At 33.1% G+C, this 21,051-nt stretch carries 18 protein-coding genes and 1 riboswitch; of the genes, 7 read left to right on the top strand and 11 right to left on the bottom strand.

The features are described from left to right. Positions 1 to 11: 11 nt before the first annotated feature. Positions 12 to 1,268, bottom strand: a complete 1,257-nt coding sequence (locus N7277_RS04630) for a 3-phosphoshikimate 1-carboxyvinyltransferase (RefSeq protein WP_274780548.1) — start codon at positions 1,266 to 1,268, stop codon at positions 12 to 14. Between the two features lie 96 nt (positions 1,269 to 1,364). Between N7277_RS04630 and N7277_RS04625 the strand changes: the two genes are divergently transcribed. Then, positions 1,365 to 1,655, top strand: coding sequence for a GNAT family N-acetyltransferase (locus N7277_RS04625; RefSeq protein WP_274780547.1), 291 nt, complete (start codon positions 1,365 to 1,367; stop codon positions 1,653 to 1,655). A 35-nt stretch (positions 1,656 to 1,690) separates the two neighbouring features. Here the strand turns inward: N7277_RS04625 and N7277_RS04620 are convergent, their stop codons facing one another. From N7277_RS04620 to smpB, 3 genes are all read right to left on the bottom strand, one after another. Continuing rightward, entirely contained in the window at positions 1,691 to 2,431 is a 741-nt protein-coding gene (locus tag N7277_RS04620) for a YebC/PmpR family DNA-binding transcriptional regulator (RefSeq protein ID WP_274780546.1), read from the bottom strand. Between the two features lie 93 nt (positions 2,432 to 2,524). Next, positions 2,525 to 3,958, bottom strand: coding sequence for an OmpA family protein (locus tag N7277_RS04615; protein WP_274780545.1), 1,434 nt, complete (start codon positions 3,956 to 3,958; stop codon positions 2,525 to 2,527). 67 nt (positions 3,959 to 4,025) lie between these two features. Beyond that, entirely contained in the window at positions 4,026 to 4,484 is a 459-nt protein-coding gene (smpB, locus tag N7277_RS04610) for an SsrA-binding protein SmpB (protein ID WP_274780544.1), read from the bottom strand. A gap of 373 nt (positions 4,485 to 4,857) precedes the next feature. On the opposite strand from smpB, the gene N7277_RS04605 reads away from it, so the two are divergent. From N7277_RS04605 to N7277_RS04585, 5 genes are all read left to right on the top strand, one after another. After that, positions 4,858 to 6,483, top strand: coding sequence for an ABC-F family ATP-binding cassette domain-containing protein (locus N7277_RS04605; protein WP_069800965.1), 1,626 nt, complete (start codon positions 4,858 to 4,860; stop codon positions 6,481 to 6,483). A gap of 131 nt (positions 6,484 to 6,614) precedes the next feature. Then, the gene (gene recJ, locus N7277_RS04600; RefSeq protein ID WP_274780543.1) at positions 6,615 to 8,324 is read left to right on the top strand and encodes a single-stranded-DNA-specific exonuclease RecJ; all 1,710 of its coding nucleotides are present in this window, start codon (positions 6,615 to 6,617) and stop codon (positions 8,322 to 8,324) included. Between the two features lie 53 nt (positions 8,325 to 8,377). Then, entirely contained in the window at positions 8,378 to 8,962 is a 585-nt protein-coding gene (nadD, locus tag N7277_RS04595; RefSeq protein WP_274780542.1) for a nicotinate (nicotinamide) nucleotide adenylyltransferase, read from the top strand. 54 nt (positions 8,963 to 9,016) lie between these two features. Beyond that, positions 9,017 to 9,358 carry a DUF3817 domain-containing protein gene (locus N7277_RS04590; protein WP_274780541.1) on the top strand — a complete coding sequence of 114 codons (342 nt, stop codon included), beginning with the start codon at positions 9,017 to 9,019 and terminating at the stop codon, positions 9,356 to 9,358. Positions 9,359 to 9,781: 423 nt separating this feature from the next. Further along, positions 9,782 to 11,959, top strand: a complete 2,178-nt coding sequence (locus N7277_RS04585) for an outer membrane beta-barrel family protein (protein WP_274780540.1) — start codon at positions 9,782 to 9,784, stop codon at positions 11,957 to 11,959. Between the two features lie 102 nt (positions 11,960 to 12,061). On the opposite strand, the gene ctlX is transcribed toward N7277_RS04585, so the two are convergent. The 7 genes from ctlX to N7277_RS04550 all read right to left on the bottom strand — a co-directional run bounded on the left by ctlX (position 12,062) and on the right by N7277_RS04550 (position 18,246). Then, positions 12,062 to 12,982: a citrulline utilization hydrolase CtlX gene (ctlX, locus tag N7277_RS04580; RefSeq protein ID WP_274780539.1), complete on the bottom strand. Its 921-nt coding sequence runs from the start codon at positions 12,980 to 12,982 to the stop codon at positions 12,062 to 12,064. Positions 12,983 to 13,096: 114 nt separating this feature from the next. After that, positions 13,097 to 13,579: a hypothetical protein gene (locus N7277_RS04575; RefSeq protein ID WP_274780538.1), complete on the bottom strand. Its 483-nt coding sequence runs from the start codon at positions 13,577 to 13,579 to the stop codon at positions 13,097 to 13,099. 225 nt (positions 13,580 to 13,804) lie between these two features. Further along, positions 13,805 to 14,278 carry a DUF6705 family protein gene (locus N7277_RS04570; protein ID WP_274780537.1) on the bottom strand — a complete coding sequence of 158 codons (474 nt, stop codon included), beginning with the start codon at positions 14,276 to 14,278 and terminating at the stop codon, positions 13,805 to 13,807. Between the two features lie 17 nt (positions 14,279 to 14,295). Next, positions 14,296 to 14,625: a hypothetical protein gene (locus tag N7277_RS04565; protein WP_274780536.1), complete on the bottom strand. Its 330-nt coding sequence runs from the start codon at positions 14,623 to 14,625 to the stop codon at positions 14,296 to 14,298. Positions 14,626 to 14,749: 124 nt separating this feature from the next. After that, positions 14,750 to 15,940, bottom strand: coding sequence for a homoserine dehydrogenase (locus N7277_RS04560; RefSeq protein WP_274780535.1), 1,191 nt, complete (start codon positions 15,938 to 15,940; stop codon positions 14,750 to 14,752). A 42-nt stretch (positions 15,941 to 15,982) separates the two neighbouring features. After that, positions 15,983 to 16,921, bottom strand: a complete 939-nt coding sequence (locus N7277_RS04555) for a homoserine O-acetyltransferase family protein (protein WP_274780534.1) — start codon at positions 16,919 to 16,921, stop codon at positions 15,983 to 15,985. A gap of 29 nt (positions 16,922 to 16,950) precedes the next feature. Further along, positions 16,951 to 18,246: an O-acetylhomoserine aminocarboxypropyltransferase/cysteine synthase family protein gene (locus N7277_RS04550; RefSeq protein ID WP_274780533.1), complete on the bottom strand. Its 1,296-nt coding sequence runs from the start codon at positions 18,244 to 18,246 to the stop codon at positions 16,951 to 16,953. Positions 18,247 to 18,383: 137 nt separating this feature from the next. After that, a riboswitch (SAM riboswitch) is annotated at positions 18,384 to 18,493 on the bottom strand. Positions 18,494 to 18,736: 243 nt separating this feature from the next. Between N7277_RS04550 and N7277_RS04545 the strand changes: the two genes are divergently transcribed. Beyond that, a complete protein-coding gene (locus N7277_RS04545; RefSeq protein ID WP_274780532.1) occupies positions 18,737 to 20,998 on the top strand; it encodes a glycoside hydrolase family 3 C-terminal domain-containing protein in 2,262 nt (753 codons plus the stop codon). Positions 20,999 to 21,051: the final 53 nt, after the last annotated feature.

Genomic DNA, 21,051 nt, shown 5'->3' with positions numbered 1-21,051 from the left:
TTAAGAAGTCATTACGATTTCTCTGTAATTTCAAAAAAATCCGTCCAAAAATCTGGATAAGACTTTTCTACTACATTTTCGTTTTGTATGTCTAATTCTTTTACCAAAGCAAAAGGCGCAAAGCTCATCGCCATTCTGTGGTCATTGTATGTTGCAATAGAAATCTCATTCTTCGGCTCAAAAAACTCTAGAGATTTAATGGAGTTTTCGGTAATTTCTGTTCTGCAACCTATTTTTTCTAATTCATTTTGAAGTGCAACCAGTCTATCTGTTTCTTTCACTTTCAAAGTTCCTAAACCTGAAATTTCAAAAGGCAATTTCAGCGCAACACAAGTCACACAAACTGTTTGAGCAATATCTGGACAATCATTCATATCCAAAACGAATTTTTCTGGATATTTAAAATGGGTATCTGGAAGTAATGTGATTTTATTCTCTCCTGCATCAGAAATGGTATTTACCCCGAAAAATTTCAAATAAATTTCCTTTAAGGCAGAATCCCCTTGCAATGAATGCGCGTAAAAACTCTTGAGATGCATTTTTTTCTTACCAATTGCCACCAAAGAATAAAAATAAGAAGCCGAACTCCAATCGCTTTCTACCGTATAATGCTTAATCTTAGAAGAGTGATAATGCCTATCTAATTTTTGATTCGATAAAGACGACGCAGCACTTAATATTTTTATAGTATTTCCTTCAAAACGTGTTTCACCCCCAATGTCTTTTAAGATTTTAAGTGTCATTTTAATATAGGAACGAGAAGTTATTTCGCCTTGTAATTCTATTTCTAAACCGTTTTCTAAACTTGCCCCTATCAATAATAATGACGTAATAAACTGTGAAGAAATATTAGCAGAAATTTTTACGAAATTTTTCTCAATTTTTCTTCCTTGAATTTCTAAAGGCGGAAAACCTTCATTTTCCAGATAATTAATTTCTGCACCTAATTCTCTTAATGAATGAACCAATGGTTTTATGGGTCTTTGCTTCATTCTTGCAGAACCAGTAAGAATGGTTTTTCTTCCTTCTTGAATGGCATAAAATGATGTCAAAAAACGCATTGCAGTTCCAGCGTGATGAATATCTACTGTTTCAGAATCTTCGTTGAGTGCTTTTTGTAAAAGTTGAGTATCTTGACTATTTGAAAGGTTTTCTAATTTTAAATCTCCGAATAATTTGCCCAAAATAAGCAAACGATTCGAGATACTTTTCGAACCTGTAATGGAAATAGTTTTTCCGTCTAAAAGATGTGATTTTGAAATTTTCATAATATACAGAAATGCTAAATTATAAGGAAATTTAATCAAATGCAATTATATGATGTTCGAATTTTAAAATTTCTTACTTTTATAAAAATTTAGATTATGAATTTAACTTTTGAAAATCATAAAAACGGAAACGGAGGCTTTATTTCTCTTAAAAATGAAAGCGAAGAAATCGGAAGGCTGACTTACACGATTCAGCCAGAGAAAAACACACTGATTATTTCTTATGTTATGGTTTTTCCTAAATTCGAGGGACAAGGAATGGGGAAAAAACTCGTAGAAAAAGGCATAGAATTTTCGAGAGAAAACGATTGGACTATTGTTCCACATTGTTCTTATGCTCGTTCTGTCATGCTGAGAATGAAAGATATAGAAGATGTATTTCCTTAATAAAAAAAAACCGCAAAATTTGCGGCTTTTTATTTTTATAGAGAATTCATCAGTTCATCTGTAATTTCCATATTGTGGTAAACGTTTTGCACATCATCATCATCTTCGAAACGTTCTAGCATTTTCATATTAGCTTTGAACTGTTCTTCGTTTACCTCTTTGGTATTATTAGCAATTCTTTGTAATTCGGCACTTTTAGCTTCTATTCCTAGCTCATCTAATTTATGAGACATAGAACCGAAATCTTCAAAAGCAGTAGTAATCATCACTTCTTCTTCATCGCTATCAATTTCTTCTGCTCCACCATCAATCATTTCCATCTCGAAGTCATCCCAATCCATTTTGATTAAAGATTTATCTATGGTGAAAATTCCTTTTCTGTCAAAGATGAAAGCTAACTCTCCGTTCTTGCCTAAATTACCATCAAACTTATTGAAAATCGCTCTTACGTTTGCAACCGTTCTGGTAGAGTTATTCGTTGTACACTCTACGAAAAAAGCTACACCTCCTTGTCCATATCCTTCATAAGTAACCTCATCATAATGTTCTGCATCTGCCCCAGAAGCTTTTTTAATCGCTCTTTCTACATTGTCTTTAGGCATGTTTGCCCCTTTTGCATTTTGGATACATCTTCTAAGAGCAGGGTTAGAATCTGGATCTGGACCGCCAGCTTTTACTGCAATAGCGATATCTTTCCCAATTTTAGAAAACGTTTTGGCCATTTTATCCCAACGAGCCATTTTTGAAGCTTTTCTATATTCGAATGCGCGTCCCATAATTTGATATTTTACGTTTGCAAAAATAAGAAAATTAGCACAAAAAAACACCCTTAAAAATAAGGGTGTTTAAATTTATCTTAAAATAATTGATTATTTTTTAGATTTTTTTGCAGCTGGAAGATCTGATTTTTGGATAGCATCCCAAGCAGCAGCAGAAATAGCTTCTACAACAACTCTTCTGTCAGCTAATCTTTCAGCGTCTGATGCAGTTTCAGCTACAGTAGCTTTAGCTTCACCAACTCCTCTTGATTTAAGTTGTTCAGGAGCTACACCTCTAGCTTCTAAAGCAGCAACAACAGAAGCAGCTCTTTGTCTAGAAAGTTTTAAGTTATAAGCATCAGAACCTTTTTTATCTGTTCTACCTTCGATTAAGAATTTACCAGCAGGGAAATCTTTAATATAAGCAGCAGCTTGGTCTAATTTTTCTTTAGATTCTGGTCTGATGGTAGCTTTGTTGAAATCAAATAAGATATCGTTTAAAGCTTTAGTTACATCATCAGCAACGTTTACATCAGTTCTTGGACAACCATTATATTGAGCTAAACCAGCAACTGTAGGACAAGCATCATCTTTGTCAAGGATACCATCACCATCTGTATCTGGCCAAGGACAACCATTGTTTGCAGCAGGACCTGCTACTGATGGACAAGCGTCATCTTTATCAAGAACACCATCACCATCTGTATCTGGCCAAGGACAACCATTGTTTTCTACTGGACCAGCAACTTCAGGACAGTTATCATCTTTATCAGCAACACCGTCACCGTCAGTATCTGGACAACCTTGGAATTGAGCTAAACCAGGTACATCTGGACAAGCATCATCTTTATCTTTGATACCATCTTTGTCTCTATCTGTGTTACCAAATCTGAACATTAATGACGCAGAAGCTTGCCAGAAGTTAGCAACACTTGAATCATCTCCAGGTGTAGCTACATAATCTCCTTGTAAGTTTAAACCAAAGTTTTTAGTTAACCAGAAGTTAGAACCTAAACCAGCAGCAGCTGTGAAGTGATTAGCTTTACCTACTAAATCATCTCCATTATAGCTTCCTAGTGTAACATCATTAGCATTGTCATGTCTTGGGAAAGTAAGACCTGAATAATCATGTCTTAAATAGTTAGCTCCAACTCTTGCATATGGATCAAACCAAGACTCTTCATCCCAAAGACTTGCAAATTTAAATTGTAAACCAAGACCTGTTTGTAGGAAAAATTCTTTCCCCATGTCAAATCTTTTGTTATTTACGTTACCTACAGAAGTCTGCCAGTCAAGAACAAAATACTTGTTAAGGTTTCTTGCAATAGTTAATTTTGATAATGGAGGAGTAATAGTATAGTTGTTAAGTGTGAAAACTTGATCGAAGTTGTCAAATACTTTGTCAACACCACCGTTAGCAACTCCCATATGATTCACTCCATGTGCACCAACTCCAATAACCCATGGGTTAGAAGTAGTTTGAGCGAAAGCAGTAGAGGCAAGTGTAAGTGCCAATGCTGAAATTCCTAATTTTAGATTTTTCATAGAATTAAATGATTAAATAATTGATAATGCAAAATAAACACAAAATATCGTTAAAAACAAAGTTTTTTTAGGTTTTCTTTAATATTCTGTCTAAATTTCTTTTATTTTCTCTGTTTTTTATTGTTTCTCTTTTATCAAAAAGTTTCTTCCCTTTTCCTAGTGCTATAAGCATTTTTGCCTTGCCTCTATCATTTATATATAGCTTAAGCGGCACTACAGTCATTCCTACATCTTTCAACTTTCTTTGAAACTTTTGCAATTCTTTCTTGTGTAATAAGAGTTTACGCTCTCTTTTGATTTTATGATTATAAAAAGTTCCCAATTTATACTCATCAATACTCATATTCACAACGAACAACTCATTTTCTATAAACTGACAAAAACTCTCTGTAATAGATGCTTTAGACGAACGAAGCGCTTTAATTTCGGTTCCCGTGAGAACAATTCCTGCTTCTATCTGTTCTAAAATTTCATATTCGAATTTTGCTCGTTTATTTAAAATATTTATGGTTTTTTCTATCTTCATTGTATACTGCAAATGTCTAATTATTGCTAAAATATAAATTTACATAATTTATATTAAAGTTTATAAAATTTTACCATTTTTATTGAATTCTGAAATCTTCATTAAAATGACAAATGACTTGAAAAACCTTGAAACAAGCACCAAAGCACGTGCCAAATTCAGTTTTTCCACTCATTTTAATTTAATTTAAGAACCAACTTACTGATAATCATTTATTAAAATTTATTAATTTTTTATGAATCAAATAATTTTAAAGGTCAATTCACCTACCCTAGAAATCTATTTTCCTTTATAATAATTCATTCTTTATCCGAATCTTAGCCTCGAAATACCAAATTCTTTTCTTACTTTTGCGCCAAATTTACGAAACAATATGTTAACAGTATCTAATTTATCACTACAATTCGGGAAGAGAGTTTTATTTGACGAGGTAAACATCATGTTTACCAAAGGAAATTGCTACGGAATCATCGGAGCAAATGGAGCAGGAAAATCTACTTTTCTGAAAATTTTAACAGGAAAACAAGAACCAACTACAGGAAATGTATCACTAGAACCAGGCAAAAGAATGTCTGTTCTAGAACAAGATCACTTTGCTTACGATAATTTTACCGTTTTAGAAACTGTATTAAGAGGAAATAAAAAACTCTTCGAAATCAAAGAAGAAATGGATGCGCTTTATGCTAAAGAGGATTTCTCTGATGCAGACGGAATTAAAGCTGGAGAACTCGGCGTAATCTATGACGAAATGGGAGGCTGGAATGCAGAATCAGATGCGCAAACCATGCTTTCTAACGTGGGAATAAAAGACGAAATGCACTGGCAAATGATGGGAGAGCTAGAAAACAAAGACAAGGTAAAAGTTCTCTTGGCTCAAGCACTTTTCGGAAATCCAGATGTTTTGATTCTAGACGAACCTACCAATGACTTAGACATTGACACCATCGCGTGGCTAGAAGATTTCTTAGCAGATTATGAAAACACGGTAATTGTAGTTTCTCACGACCGTCACTTCTTAGATACCGTTTGTACGCACATTGGTGACTTAGATTATTCTAAATTAAATCTTTACACAGGTAATTACTCTTTCTGGTATCAAGCTTCTCAGTTAGCAACAAGACAACGTCAACAAGCGAATAAAAAAGCTGAGGAAAAGAAAAAAGAATTACAAGATTTCATTGCTAGATTTAGTTCTAACGTTGCTAAAGCAAAACAAGCAACTGCTAGAAAGAAAATGATTGAAAAACTGAATATTGACGATATAAAACCTACTTCTAGACGTTATCCTGCAATTATTTTCGAAATGGAAAGAGAAGCAGGTGACCAAATTCTTGAAGTAAAAGATTTAGAAAAAACCAAAGACGGCGAATTGCTTTTCTCTAACGTAGATATTAAGTTGAAGAAAGGTGACAAAGTAGCTATCATTTCTAAAAACTCTTTGGCAATTTCAGAATTTTTCGAAATTATTTCAGGAAATGCAACAGCAGATAAAGGAGAATACAATTGGGGAGTTACTACAAATCAATCTTACATGCCGCTCGACAATACTGATTTCTTCCAAGATAAGAGCTTAAATTTAGTAGACTGGTTAAGACAATTTACTAAAAATGACGAAGAAAGACATGAAGAATTCATGCGTGGTTTCCTTGGCAGAATGCTATTCTCAGGAGACGAAGCGCTTAAATCTTGTACTGTACTTTCTGGAGGTGAAAAAATGAGATGTATGTTCTCTAGAATGATGCTCCAAAAAGCAAACGTCTTACTTTTAGACGAACCAACCAACCACTTAGACTTAGAAAGTATCACTACGCTGAACAACTCACTTTCTAATTTCAAAGGAAACATTTTATTGGCTTCTCATGACCACGAAATGCTTCAAACGGTTTGTAACAGAATCATAGAACTTACGCCAAAAGGTGTTATCGATAGAGATATGACTTACGATGAATATCTAGAAGACAAAAAAATCAAAGAATTACAACAACAAATGTATTCTTAAACTGAAAGTCGAAAGACAAAAGTTAAAAAATAGACCGCTCAAATTTTTGAGCGGTTTTTTTTGTTTTTAAAATAGAACTAATAACAAATGTCTATTAAATTAGCAATTATTTTTTCCCTAACTTTGCATTTATGAGCCAAAAATGGATATATAAACCAGCACCTGATGAAGAAATTGTAGACAGCATCAGTTCATCGATTGGTTTCGGGACTTTAGAATCAAAAATTTTGGTTCTAAGAGGCATTGATGATTACCAAAAAGCCAGAGAATTCTTCAAACCTAAGTTAGAAGACATTCACAGTCCGTTTTTGATGAAAGATATGCAATTGGCAGTAGACAGAATTGCCTCTGCTATAGAAAACGGTGAAAAAATCCTGGTTTACGGTGATTATGATGTAGACGGAACTACTGCAGTTTCGCTCATGTATCTTTATCTTTCTAAAATTGTAGAAAAAAAATATTTAGATTTCTATATTCCAGACCGTTATTCTGAAGGTTATGGAATTTCTGATGAGGGAATTAATTTTGCTAAAGAAAACGGATTCTCGCTTATCATCGCATTAGATTGCGGAATTAAAGCATTAGATAAAATAGAATATGCCAGTTCTCTTGGCATTGATTTTATTATTTGCGACCACCATTTACCAGGCGAAGAATTGCCAAAAGCTTTTGCCGTTTTAGACCCGAAAAGAACCGATTGTAGATATCCTTATAAAGAACTTTCTGGTTGTGGGGTGGGCTTTAAATTATGTCAAGGTCTTAATACAATTTATAAAATTCCAGAAAACGAACTCTACGAACTTACTGATTTACTCGCTATTTCTATTGCTGCAGATATTGTAGCAATGACTGGCGAAAATAGAGTTTTAGCAAAACTGGGATTAAAAACATTAAGAAAAACCAGAAAATTAGGAATAAGACTCCTGATTCCTGAAGAAAAAATTTCTACGTTTGATATTTCTAACATCGTTTTCGAAATTGCTCCGAAAATTAATGCTGCAGGAAGAATTTCTCATGGAAAAGCCGCGGTAGAATTGATGATTTCAGACAATTTGAAACACGCACATCAAATTGTAGATGACATCTTAAATCTCAACGATTCCAGACGAGAATTAGACGCGAATACAACTCAATCTGCCTTTAACCAAGTCATTGAAACCCAGCAAGAAAATAATTTCACCACTGTGGTTTATCATAATGAATGGAACAAAGGCGTAATCGGGATTGTAGCTTCTAGATTGACTGAAGTGTACTACAAACCGACTTTAGTTTTCACCGATGGAAACAATGGCGAAATGGTAGCTTCTGCAAGAAGTGTTTCAGATTTTGATGTGCACGAAGCATTAGAAGCTTGTAGCGAATATTTCTTAAAATTCGGAGGACACCAAGCTGCGGCTGGTCTTTCGATGGAGAAAGATAAATTTGAAGCTTTCAAAGAAAAATTTGAAAAAGTAGTTGCCGAAAAAATTCAGGAACACCAAAAATTCCCTTCTATTACGATAGATTCTGTCATTGAAATAGAAGATTTAAACCGTGATTTCTTTAATTTTCATAGAAAATTATCACCTTTCGGGCCACACAATATGAAGCCAGTTTTAGAACTGAGAAATCAAAAAGTTTCTGGTTACGTAAAACAAATGGGCAAAGACGGAAATCACCTAAAATTCTACATTCACCAGCCCGTTTCTGGCAGAAATATAGAATGTATTGGCTTTAAATTAGGTCAATATATGGATGATTTCAAAACTAAAAATTTCGACATTGCTTTTACTGTAGAAGAAAATCACTGGAAAGGAAATGTAACCTATTATTTGAATATTCGTGATGTGAAATTTCATTAGAGATAGATACTTGTTACGAGTAAAAAACTAATCCCTAACTCCTAAACCCTTTAATGAAAAAAATTGGACTGTTTTTCGGCTCATTCAACCCCATTCATATTGGGCATTTGATTTTGGCAAACTATATTTTAGAAAATTCTAATATGGATGAACTTTGGTTTGTGGTTTCTCCACAAAATCCATTTAAAGATAAAAAATCATTGCTCACAGACCACAACCGTCTTGATATGGTGCAACTTGCGGTGAAAAATTATCCTAAAATGCGGGCTTCAAACGTAGAGTTTTCTTTACCAAAACCGAGTTACACGATTGACACACTTACTTATCTCAAGGAAAAATATCCCAATTATTCTTTTGCGCTGATTATGGGCGAAGATAATCTAGACTCGCTTCCTAAATGGAAAAACTCAGAAAAACTGATGTCTGAGTATCAAATCATCGTCTATCCTAGAACTTTTGAAGGCGAGAAAAAAGACAATGAATATTTACAGCACGAGAACATCAGCATGGTAAATGCACCGATAATAGAACTTTCTGCCACAGAAATTAGAAATATGATTAAAGAAGGCAAAAATGTAAGACCTATGCTTCCACCAGAAGTTTTTGAATATTTAGACGGAAGTAGTTTTTATAAGTAAAATTCATTAATAAATCTTTATTTTTGTACTTCAAATCACGTAACACTCAATATAATGGAAGTCATCGAAAATTTCTTTTTATCCAAATATTCTCAAGAAAAACTCATCAAATGGTTTAAGCAAATTTGTATTGCAGAAGCAATTTCTTGGCTTTTGCTTTTCTCGGCTATGGTATGGATTCGTGAGGACAAGGAAGGAATTTTACCCATTATTTACATTAGTGTTATGGGGAGTATTCATGGTTTATTTTTCACATTATACCTGATTTTAGCCTTTCCTTGTAGAAAAATTTATCAATGGGATGACGAAGATTCTATATTCGCACTTTTAGCTGCGTTTTTCCCATTGGCAACCATTTGGATTGACAAAAAATTAGCCAAATTCAACCGAGAGTAAAGGTTTGATTTTTAAAATATTATAAAAAAGTGGAAAGTAATTTTCACTTTTTTTTGTTTTTTGATGTAATACTTTTTCCATTTCGATTGTCTTATTTCTGAAAGCAATTCATTAACTAAAATTTTTATCACTGAAAATCAACGAGTTAAATTCAGTAATAAATTTTATTTACTACTTTGTATTGCATAATACTAAATTAATTATATATCTTTGCAATGTAAATTATTAAACAAAACATACTTCAGCTAAATTGAAGAACTTTTAAAAAAAACTTTTAACCATTTAAAAACTAATAACCAAACTTGAAAAAGTCGCAGTGAAAAAATTAATAACCACAAAAACTAATCACCACACCCAATCACTCAACTAATAACCCACTGCGACTTTTCTTTTTTTACAGAATTTAAACTTAAAAATTATACCATGAAAAAATTATTATTTACAGCAGCACTTCTTACTTCGCTTTTTTCTTATTCGCAAGAAGAAAAAACGAAAGACATTCAGGAAGTGAAAATGACCAAAAAGGTTTTTCACAAGAAATCTGATAGAATGGTTTATGATGTAGCCAATTCGCCAGTTGCAAAAGGAAGCAATGCTTTTGAACTTTTAAAAGAAACACCCCTTATTTCTACTAGTGACAACGCCAGCCTTAAAATTTTAGGAAAGAATGACGCCATCATCTACATTAATGGTAGAAAAAGCAATATGAGCGCGGAAGCGGTTCTAGAAATGCTGAAAAATACGCCATCTGAAAACATTCAGAAAATAGAAGTCATTACTGTTCCATCGTCTGAATTTCAGGTAGAAAGCAATCAAGGAATCATCAACATCGTCATGAAAAAGAAGAAATATGATGGGATGAGCGGAACTTGGAAACTGGAAGACAAACAAGGTTATTATAACAATCCAAACACATCGGTTTCACTCAATTATAAAAAAGACAAACTTACTGTAAGCACCAATACTTATGTAGGAAAATGGTCTGAATATAACACCTATACTTTGAGCAACGGAACAGATACTTCTAGTAATTTATCCGTTGGAAACACCATAAATCCTAATGCTTATGTAGGCGGAAATATTAATGCTGATTATGAAATTTCGGATAAACAGATTTTAGGGATTTCTTACAGCTTGAATCTTAATAAAACCAAAGACGGTTCTTCTTATTTTAGAAACATCATCACTGATTATTCTAATAATTCTACAAGAGAAAACATCACCACAAATAACCAAAATGACCATTCTGCAAACCATTCTCTCAACCTGAATTATGAAATAAAAACAGATACTTTAGGAAGCAAACTATCACTGAATGCTGCGTATCTTAACTTCAATCAAAAGACAGAAAATGTAAATAAAACCAGTGATATAAATGGAGTAACTTTAGCCAATTTCAACCAATCTATCCCTCAACAAATTGATAATCTTGGTTTTATGGCAGATTACATTCAGAAATTCAACAAGAATTTAACTCTTTCTGTAGGAGGAAGTTACAACAAAACCAAAACTGACAATGATACTCAATTTGTAAATATTTTACCACCAACAGGAATTGATGATAACCAATCTAACCATTTTATTTATGATGAAAATATTGTAGGAGTATATGCTACGCTAGAAAAAAACTTCAATGATAAAGTTTCCACCAAATTAGGAACTCGTTTGGAACTAACGAAAAGCGAAGGAAGTGTATTAGATAAAGACGAACATTTTACCAGAGATTACAACAGCTTTTTACCTTATGCCTCTATAAATTACGCCATTAATAAAAATCATAATGTAACGTATTCATTCTCTAGCCGTGTAAGAAGACCTTCTTTCTGGGAACTCAACCCTTCTAGAATTTATCTTACTCAGACCAATTATGTACAGAATAATCCTTTTATGAAAGCGTCTCAGTATTACAATCAAGAACTGAACTATATGTATAAAAACACTTATTTCTTGGTTTTAAATACTAGCCTTGTAAAAGATGCATCAGACCAAATTCCTTTACAAAAAGTAGAAAATGGAAATACCGTTTTGAGATACATTAGAACTAACTTTGGCGACAAACAAGAATTCAGTGCAACTTTAGGATTCCAAAAGAATTTCTATAATGGAATTTGGAGTGCCAATTACACCACAACTTTTGGTCATAATGTCTTCAAAGGTAGCGTAGATACAGACCCTATTACAGGTGAAACTTTCCCAGCGTTTAATCTAAACAAGTCTACAAATTTATTTCATATTCAAGCGAATAACAATATCAGACTTTCGAGCAAAAAAGACTTATTCTTGGGCGTAAATTATTTTTATCTAGCACCTCAGCAAATTTCGATTGGTAAACTTTCTACTATTCAATCGCTTGATATTTCTGTAAGAAAAATTTGGAACAATTGGACATTCTTATTCGAAGCGAATGATGTGTTCGGCACTTCATCTAAGTACAAAATCAGCGATGTACAAAGCAATGGATATTACAATAATGTAAGAAAAAATGATTATAGAAGAATGCTTGCACTTACTGCAACCTATACTTTTGGAAACCAAAAAACTCAAAAAGCCAGAAATATAGAAGGAGCTAATAAAGACATTAAAAACAGAACAGGAAACTAATCTCACAAAACCATCATATTAATTTAAGTTTTAATTGTAAAACGTCTAGAATATTCTAGACGTTTTTTTTTGATTTAGCTTTGTAAAATATTTTAAAACACTTTATTTCTTCGGTAAGAAAACCTCGGCAAGCATACATCTTGCGCTTCCGCCACCGTTTATTTCTATGGTTTCCAGATTAGAATAGATAATCTCATTGTACTTTTTGATAGCTGAAATTTGCTCTGGAGTTAAAGAATTGTAAGCGGTTTCGCTCATTACCAAAAACTTTTTGCCATCTTCATTTTGCACTTGAAGCATATTTCCAGCGAATTGTTGCATTTGTTCTTCAGAAATTTCTATAATTTCCTTTCCTGATTCTAAAATGGTATTCACTACATTCACTCTTTCGGTTTCGTCATCAATACAATCAAGGCAAATTACCACAAATTGGTCTGCTACACACATCATCACATTGGTATGATAAATCGGTAATCTTTCTCCATTAGCTGTTTGAAAAGAATGAAAAACGACAGGTGTATACCCAAAATTCTCACAAAATTCTCTGAACAATTTTTCGTCTAACCTCAGCGAAACAGAACCATACGCTAATTTGTTGTCATGATCGAAAATCATGCTTCCTGTTCCTTCTAAAAATTTTCCTTCTTTTTCTGGAGCCGAAAAATCGATGATTTCTTTTATTTCAAATTTCTCTTGAAGCTTTTCTAAAATATCATTTCTGCGTTCCCATCTTCTGTTCATCGCACACATAGGATAGAGCACTACCTTTCCATCTTGGTGCATAGAAATCCAATTATTGGGGAAAATAGAATCTGGAGTATGAGGTTCTACGGTATCTTTAATCGTCATCACATTGATGCCATGACTTCTTAATTTTTCTGCAAAATTTTGAAACTCTTGTAGTGCTTTCCCTTGTGTTTCAGCATTTTCTGAATTCACTTGAAAATAATTATTCTGTGCCGTTTCTGCATTAAAACCAAATGCAACGGGCTCTATCATTAAAACGGTGCTTGTTGTTTGCATAATCTGTATGTTGTCTGCCAAAAATACAAATAAACAATCAGAAAACTAAAAAACCCCTCAACAGAAGTGAGGAGTTTTTAGAATTCTTTTATTGCTGAAAATATTTTTTCTAATTTATCTAGCTATTCTATCCTTATTATCCCATCCATTTATTCCATAGTATTCAATCTTTTCAATTTTAAGCTTAGAAAAGAATTTTACCATATCTTCATTCCATATTCCTTCATACTTCCTCGTCAAGGGTATTATCTCATCTGGTATCTGATCTTGAAACGTAATATTAAGCATAGGAATTGGGAGCTTATTGTCAATTAGAGGACCTCTTTCTTCTATTCTTGAAAAATATAACCGCAAAATATAGAGTTTCCTACTATTAGCATATTTACCGTCATAACCAAAGGACACTATTTTATCTTTTACTATAAAATTCTGGTAAAACTCAGAAAATTCTTTTCCATAATAAAGTTTTTTATTATTAGCACTTTTCTGCAATGTAGATAATAATTCATTATACTTCTTATTATAATCATTGAATTGTGCTGAACAATTTTGTATTAAAAATAACGCTAATACAAATAAAATAATTTTGTTTTTCATTTTAAAATTTTATTTACAAGTTGATGTAGAAGTTGTTCCATTTTCTTCTTCTAATAATTTGTATTTGCTTATAATTCTAATCAAAAAAAATAAAAATAGCAAAGAAATCTCCTTGCTATTTTTTGCTTTATTGTTTTGTGAAAACTAAATTTTCAATTTGTGGCAAGTGCACTGTAGTAGAAGCGTCTGTATAATCTGGACAATTTTCTTTAGTAATGATGGTACTCATTGACTTATAGTTATAAATGAATTAGAACTCACCAATTTGAAAAATAACATTCCTGAACCAACACGACAGTTTACTCCAGAATAATTTAAATAAACAATATTTGCGGTGTAGTTATAATTAATGCTAATTATATCATATATGTTCAAATCATTCACTATTTTGTTTTCTATTATATTCCCAGCATTGTCTTTAATTAAATGTTGAACAATTAGTACATCCTGAAAAAATGACTTTGAACCAAACATAAGAGACTTTTTAATAACTTTACTAATCTTCAGAGTTATAGTTTTATTATCATATACAGCTTTCCAATTTCCAATAAAAGCATCATATTTATTATCAATATCTTTAAAATATGAATTGGCTGGATATTGAGTGATATCTGAATTTAAAGGGTATTCTTGCGATTTACATGAGTTAATCATTATAAATGTTATAATGATTAGAATTTTTAATATTAGGGTTTTCATGATTTAATTTTTAATAGTTAACAAGGATTAGTTGTTGTAGTTCCATCTGAGTTTTCATTGATTGTAGATGTTGTACCGTTTTCTTCTTTTATTAGTAGTATCTTTCCTTCCAGTCCCATTTCTTTTAACAAATCAAAAAATAGTCGTTCATTTCCTTTTTGATTTAAGTTTATCCAATCATTCGAATACCTATTTTGAGGGTCTCTTAAAAGAGATGAAATCAATGTATTGTATGCATAATCAATATTTTTAAGATAAGCCTCTTTTTCCGTTTGTGTCATTTCAGGAGGTAATTCTGCACTTCCGCTAGTAAATCTAATAAAATAATTACCCGTACCAAAAACCAATCATAAAATTTATAATTTCTGAACCATAAATTACGATTTTGAGACGCAATAATGTCCTTTATACAAAAAATAAAGCGTCATTTTTCAGAGAAAAACAACGCTTAAGGAAAAAACAAGTTAATAATTATAAAATATCAATCAACACAAATGACACCTCATCTTGATGCTTTGTGAAAAGGTCTTTTAGTTGCTGAAAACGAATGCTTCCTACGAAATAAGCATCTTCTCTATTGCCATAAAACTCTTCGATTTCTTCAAAATAATTTTCAAAATTTTTGCTGTCTTTGGCTTTATGTCTAAATAATACTTTCAAAGGAAAATCTTGAGCCAGTTTCAGATTTTCTGAGTTGGCAATTTTCTTATATTCATATCTGTAATCATAAGCAATCGCAGAAATATCAGACAAAACTGCACTTGCAGTAGGCAATGAACCCGCACCTCTTCCATAGAAAAATTGCTTATCAGCAAAAGCGGTTTGCACTTTTACTCCATTAAAAACATCACTCACTGTAGAAAAAGTATCGGTAGATTTTACAAATTTAGGAATCACGAGTGCGATGACTTCTTCTTCATTTCTTTTTTGAGCGTATGCCAATAATTTAATCTGTAGATTTTTTTCTTTGGCATATTTGAGCTCTAAATCTCCCAAATTCTGAATTCCTACATTGAAAACTTCTTCTGGTTTTGTTGTAATTCCGAAAGAATGCGTCAATAGAATTTGAAGTTTAGAACGTGCATCAAAACCACCTGTATCCAAAATAGGACTGCTCTCTGCATAGCCTTTTTCTTGGGCTTCTTTCAATGCTTCTTCATAGCTTAAATTATCTTGGAAAGTTTTGGTCAAAATATAATTGGTAGAACCATTTACAATTCCTTGAATGGATTGCAGAAAGTCATTATTATAATACTCTTCTAAATTTCTGATAATCGGGATACTGCCACAAACTGCCGCTTCATACAGGAAAGGAACCTGATGCTTTTTTTGCAGTTCATACAATTCTTCGAAATGTTCTGCAATCATTTTTTTGTTCGCCGAAACCACTGCTTTCCCTTTTTCTAAAGCGGTTTTCACAATTTCAAAAGCTGCATCTGCATCATCTATCAATTCTACTACTAGATTAATTTCTTCGTCTTGCAGGATTTCGTTTTTATCATAATGAAAATGCTCCGGCGAAATATTTCTAGGCTTATCTTTATGCTTTACCACAATTTTTTTGATGGTGGCATCTACCGTTTTACTCTTGTGTAAGACGTCATAAAGACCAGTTCCTACCACTCCATAACCAAACAATCCTATCGTTAATTTTTTGCTCATTTTTTTAATTTTAATTTTTTTAAAATCATCTATCTTGCTTTCTTATAAGTTGAAATGCTTTTTAAGCAATGTTGAAATTTTCTCGGTTTCGATTAAAAATCCATCATGACCATAGAGTGAAGAAATAACTTCTAGCTTTGCGTTTTTTATATGTTCAGCTATAAATTTTTGCTCCGAAACAGGGAAAAGAATATCACTGTCTATCCCAATCACCAAAGTTTCAGCGGTAATTTGGTTCAAAGCATTTTCCACTGAATTTCTTCCCCTTCCCAAATGGTGAGAATCCATAGCTTTAGAAAGCATGAAATAACTTTCTTTAGAAAATCTTTTTCTGAGTTTTTCGCCTTGATACCTTTGATAAGAAGCTGCTCTATATTGTTCTAATTTTTCTTCTTCATCAGTTTGAGTAGATTCAAAAGTAGCATAGTTTCTGTACGAAAGCATGGCAATAGCTCTTGCTGCATCTATTCCGTTTTCACCTAATTCCAGCGCCATTCTTTGTACTTCATTAAAAGCAATTCCCCACGCAGAATGCTTTGCATTGGTAGCAATTACAAATAATTTTTTAATAAAATCTGGTTCTGCAATCGCCCACTCTAAACATTGCATTCCGCCGAGAGAACCTCCTAGAAGCAATTCTATTTCAGAAATTTGTAAAAATTTTGCTAACTCTTGGTGAAGTTTTACCATATCACGAATGGTGATTAATGGAAGTTTTTCTTGTTTTTGGAAACTCGTTCCGTAACAAGAACCTAAAATATTGGCACAAACTATGGTATATTTTTCGGTGTCTAAGGTTAAATTTTCGCCAATGAAATTAGGCCACCAATCTTGCGCATCTGAATTTGCAGTTAAGGCATGACAAACCCAAATCACTTTTTTTTCTGGGGATAATTCACCAAAAATATGATAAGCAATTTCTACATTTTGTATTTCTGTTCCACTTTCGAGTAGAAAATTTCCGACTTCTAATTTTTTCAAAATCTAAGGTTTTAGCAAAAATCTGTAAGTTAAATTTTAGAAAATGACTGCTCTAAATCTGCGATAATATCATCTATATGTTCTATTCCCACGCTTAATCTAATTTGCCCTGGAGTAATTCCTGCTTTCAGTCTTTCTTCATCTGAGAGCTGCTCGTGTGTGGTAGAAGCTGGATTGATGATAAGCGTTTTAGAATCTCCTACGTTTGCTAAGTGTGAAACCAATTGTAAATTATCAATAAATTTTACCGCTGCTTCTTTTCCTCCTTTGATTTCAAAATTAAGCACTCCCCCGAAACCTTTTTTCAAATATTTTTTAGCATTTTCATAATCTGGGAAACTTGGCAAACCTGGATACAATACTTTTTCTACTTTCGGATGATTTTCTAAAAACTCCGCTAATTTCTGAGCATTTTCTACGGTTCTGTCTACTCTTAGTGATAATGTTTCTAAACCTTGTAGCAATAAAAATGAATTGAATGGAGAAATTGTAGGTCCGAAATCTCTAAGACCTTCTACTCTAGCTTTAATAGCAAAAGCAATATTTCCAAAAGGTCCATTTACTCCAAAAACATCTGAGAAAACCAAACCATGATAACTGTCCGAAGGTTCAGAAAACTGTGAAAACTTACCATTTCCCCAATCAAAATTTCCTCCATCTATAATGATTCCGCCAATAGAAGTTCCGTGACCGCCAATCCATTTGGTCGCAGATTCTACCACTACATTTGCGCCATGTTCAATCGGTCTGAAGAGATAACCACCTGCTCCAAAAGTATTGTCTACGATTAATGGAATATTATGTTTTTTAGCTACAGCTGAGATTGCATCAAAATCCGCAACGTTCAACGTAGGATTTCCTATGGTTTCTAAATAAATTGCTTTGGTATTTTCGTTAATGAGTTCTTCAAAACTTTCTGGAGCATCGTCTTTAGCAAATTGTGCTTCGATGCCTAATTTTTTGAAAGAAACTTTGAACTGATTATAACTTCCTCCGTATAAATAAGGCGAACTCACGAAATTGTCTCCTGCTTGTAAAATATTAGTAATTGCCAAAAATTGTGCAGCGTGACCAGAAGCGGTAGCCAAAGCAGCTACTCCACCGTGAAGTGCAGCCACACGTTTTTCGAAAACATCTGTGGTAGGATTCATGAGTCTGGTGTAGATATTCCCAAATTCTTTTAAACCAAAAAGATTGGCAGCATGTTCTGCACTGTTAAAAGTATAAGATGAAGTTTGGTAAAGCGGAACCGCTCTAGAATTGGTAGTTGGGTCGATTTCTTGACCAGCATGAAGTTGAAGCGTTTCAAATTTTAAATTGCTCATTTTTTTAATAATTTTTAATTGTTAAATATTAGAGCAACTTATTTGCAGAAAATTCTTGACGAAAGAGCATAAAAAAACTCTTCCGACAAGTCGAAAGAGTTTTTGATATAGTGTATGACTATTTTAAACTGATTTCAGACTTATCTTTCCCGATTATCGGGGTTGAATTTGGCACCTTACTTTCATTTCTGTTAGCAGGTTGCCAAGGTTTCGCAGGGTCAATTCCCTCCACCTTTCTTAATAAGTTGCATGTATAAAAGAACGTTTTTCGTGTTGCAAATATAAAGACAAGTTTTATAGAAAAACAAATTTTTAGAACAAAAAATATTTTTTTATTTTTTCAAAATATTATAACCTTCTCATTTATAAGGAATTTAGCAAATTTTAAGTTGAAAATTAAATTTTCAAATAAGTTTTAGGAAAAATACATTATCTCATTTTGAGATAATAATAAAAAGTTGTAGTTTTACTGAACCAAAAAATAATTCTTATGTTCAAGAAAATTGCACTTGTTTGCTTAGTCTCGTTAATGAGTTTTCAAGCAAAAGCACAAGAAAAAAAGACCGCTATTTATTTAGATGATTCGCAACCTATAGAAGTCAGAGTAGAAGATGCGCTTTCTAAAATGACTTTAGAAGAAAAAGTAGCGATGCTTCATGCTCAGTCAAAATTTAGTTCACCGGGAGTCCCAAGATTAGGAATCCCAGAATTTTGGACTACTGATGGGCCGCACGGAATTCGTCCTGAAGTAAAATGGGATGAATGGGAGCAAGCTGGTTGGACTAATGACTCCATCATTGCTTATCCTGCGCTTACTGCACTTTCTGCAACTTGGAATAAAAAAATGTCATGGAACTATGGAAAAGCTTTAGGAGAAGAAGCTCGTTATAGAAAAAAAGACATTTTACTAGGCCCTGGTGTAAACATATACAGAACTCCATTAAACGGTAGAAATTTTGAATACATGGGAGAAGACCCATTTTTATCTTCTAAAATGGTGGTTCCTTACATTAAAGGAGTTCAATCTAATGGTGTAGCAGCTTGTGTAAAACACTATGCACTTAATAATCAAGAACAATTCAGACATACCAGCAATGTAATTATAGACGACAGAACGCTGTACGAAATTTATTTGCCTGCTTTTAAAGCAGCTGTACAAGAGGGAAACACTTGGTCTATAATGGGAGCTTATGATATGTATAAAAATCAATTTTCTAGTCAAAATCAATACTTATTAAATGATATTCTAAAAAAAGAATGGGGTTTCAAAGGAGTTGTTGTTTCTGACTGGGGTGCTGTAAACGATACCAAGCAAGCCATAATGAATGGGCTTGACATGGAATTCGGTAGCTGGACGAATGGACTTTCTGAAGGAACTAGCAATGCTTATGATAATTACTATTTAGCGCATCCTTATTTAAAACTCATCAAATCTGGTGAAGTAGGAACTAAAGAATTGGATGATAAAGTGAGAAGAATCTTAAGACTAGCTTTCTTGACCACTATGAATAAAAACAAACCTTTTGGAAACATTGCTTCTGAAGAACACAGAGCAATTGCCAAGGAAATTGGTGAAGAGGGAATTGTATTGCTAAAAAACCAAAAAAATGTATTGCCAATTAATGTTTCTAAAACTAAAAAGATTGCTGTAATTGGTGAAAACGCTATCAAAATGATGACCGTAGGCGGTGGCTCTTCTTCATTAAAAGTAAAATATGAAACTTTACCTTTAGACGGCATTAAAGCAAGATTCGGGAAAGATGCAGAAGTTGCTTATGCAAGAGGTTATGTAGGAGATGTAGGTGGAGAATATAATGGTGTAAAAACAGGAAAAGACCTTACTGACAATCGTTCACAAGCAGAATTAACCAAAGAAGCGGTAGAACTCGCTAAAAATTCTGACTTTGTAATTTTCGTGGGTGGACTTAATAAGAGTGATTTCCAAGACAGTGAAGGAAATGACAGAAAAGATATGGGCTTACCTTATCATCAAGATGAATTAATTTCTGCTTTGGCGAAAGCGAACAAAAATTTCACCGTAGTTTTAGTTTCAGGAAATGCTGTAGAAATGCCTTGGGTAAAAGAAGTTTCTAGCATTGTTCAAGCGTGGTATTTAGGTTCAGAAAGCGGTCATGCTATCGCTTCAGTTTTAGCGGGTGATGCTAATCCTTCTGGTAAATTGCCATTCACTTTCCCTGTGAAATTAGAAGACAATTCTGCTCATCAATTAGGAGAATATCCGGGTAACAAAGAAGAATTGGCACAAGGAAAAGGAAAAGACCAACAAAACCCTATCAACATAAAATATAACGAAGGAATTTTCGTGGGTTACCGTTGGCATGACACTAAGAACATTAAACCTCTTTTCAGTTTCGGGCATGGATTAAGTTACACCACTTTCGAAATTGGTCAAGCTAAAACAGACAAAGCCGTTATTACCGAAGATGAGACTATCACCTTTACAATTCCAGTAAAAAATACAGGCAAAAAAGCAGGTGCAGAAGTAGTACAATTATACATAAGAGACGTAAAATCTTCTTTGCCAAGACCATTAAAAGAATTGAAAGGTTTTGAAAAAATATACTTAAATTCGGGTGAACAAAAAGTAGTAACCATCACGATTGACAAATCTGCATTAAGTTTCTTTGACCCTGTAAAACACGATTGGGTAGCAGAACCAGGTGATTTCGAAGCGCTTATTGGGAATTCTTCAGACGCTATAAAAACAAAAATCAAGTTTTCATTACAATAATTTTTTATTTCTTATTTCTTTAAATCGAAAGGACAACCTCTAAATGAAGTTGT

Origin of the sequence: Cloacibacterium sp. TD35 (assembly GCF_028864635.1) — a bacterium.
GTDB lineage: Bacteria > Bacteroidota > Bacteroidia > Flavobacteriales > Weeksellaceae > Cloacibacterium.
The sequence above is the reverse complement of the archived record's forward strand: the minus strand, read 5'-3'. Positions and strand labels throughout refer to the sequence as shown.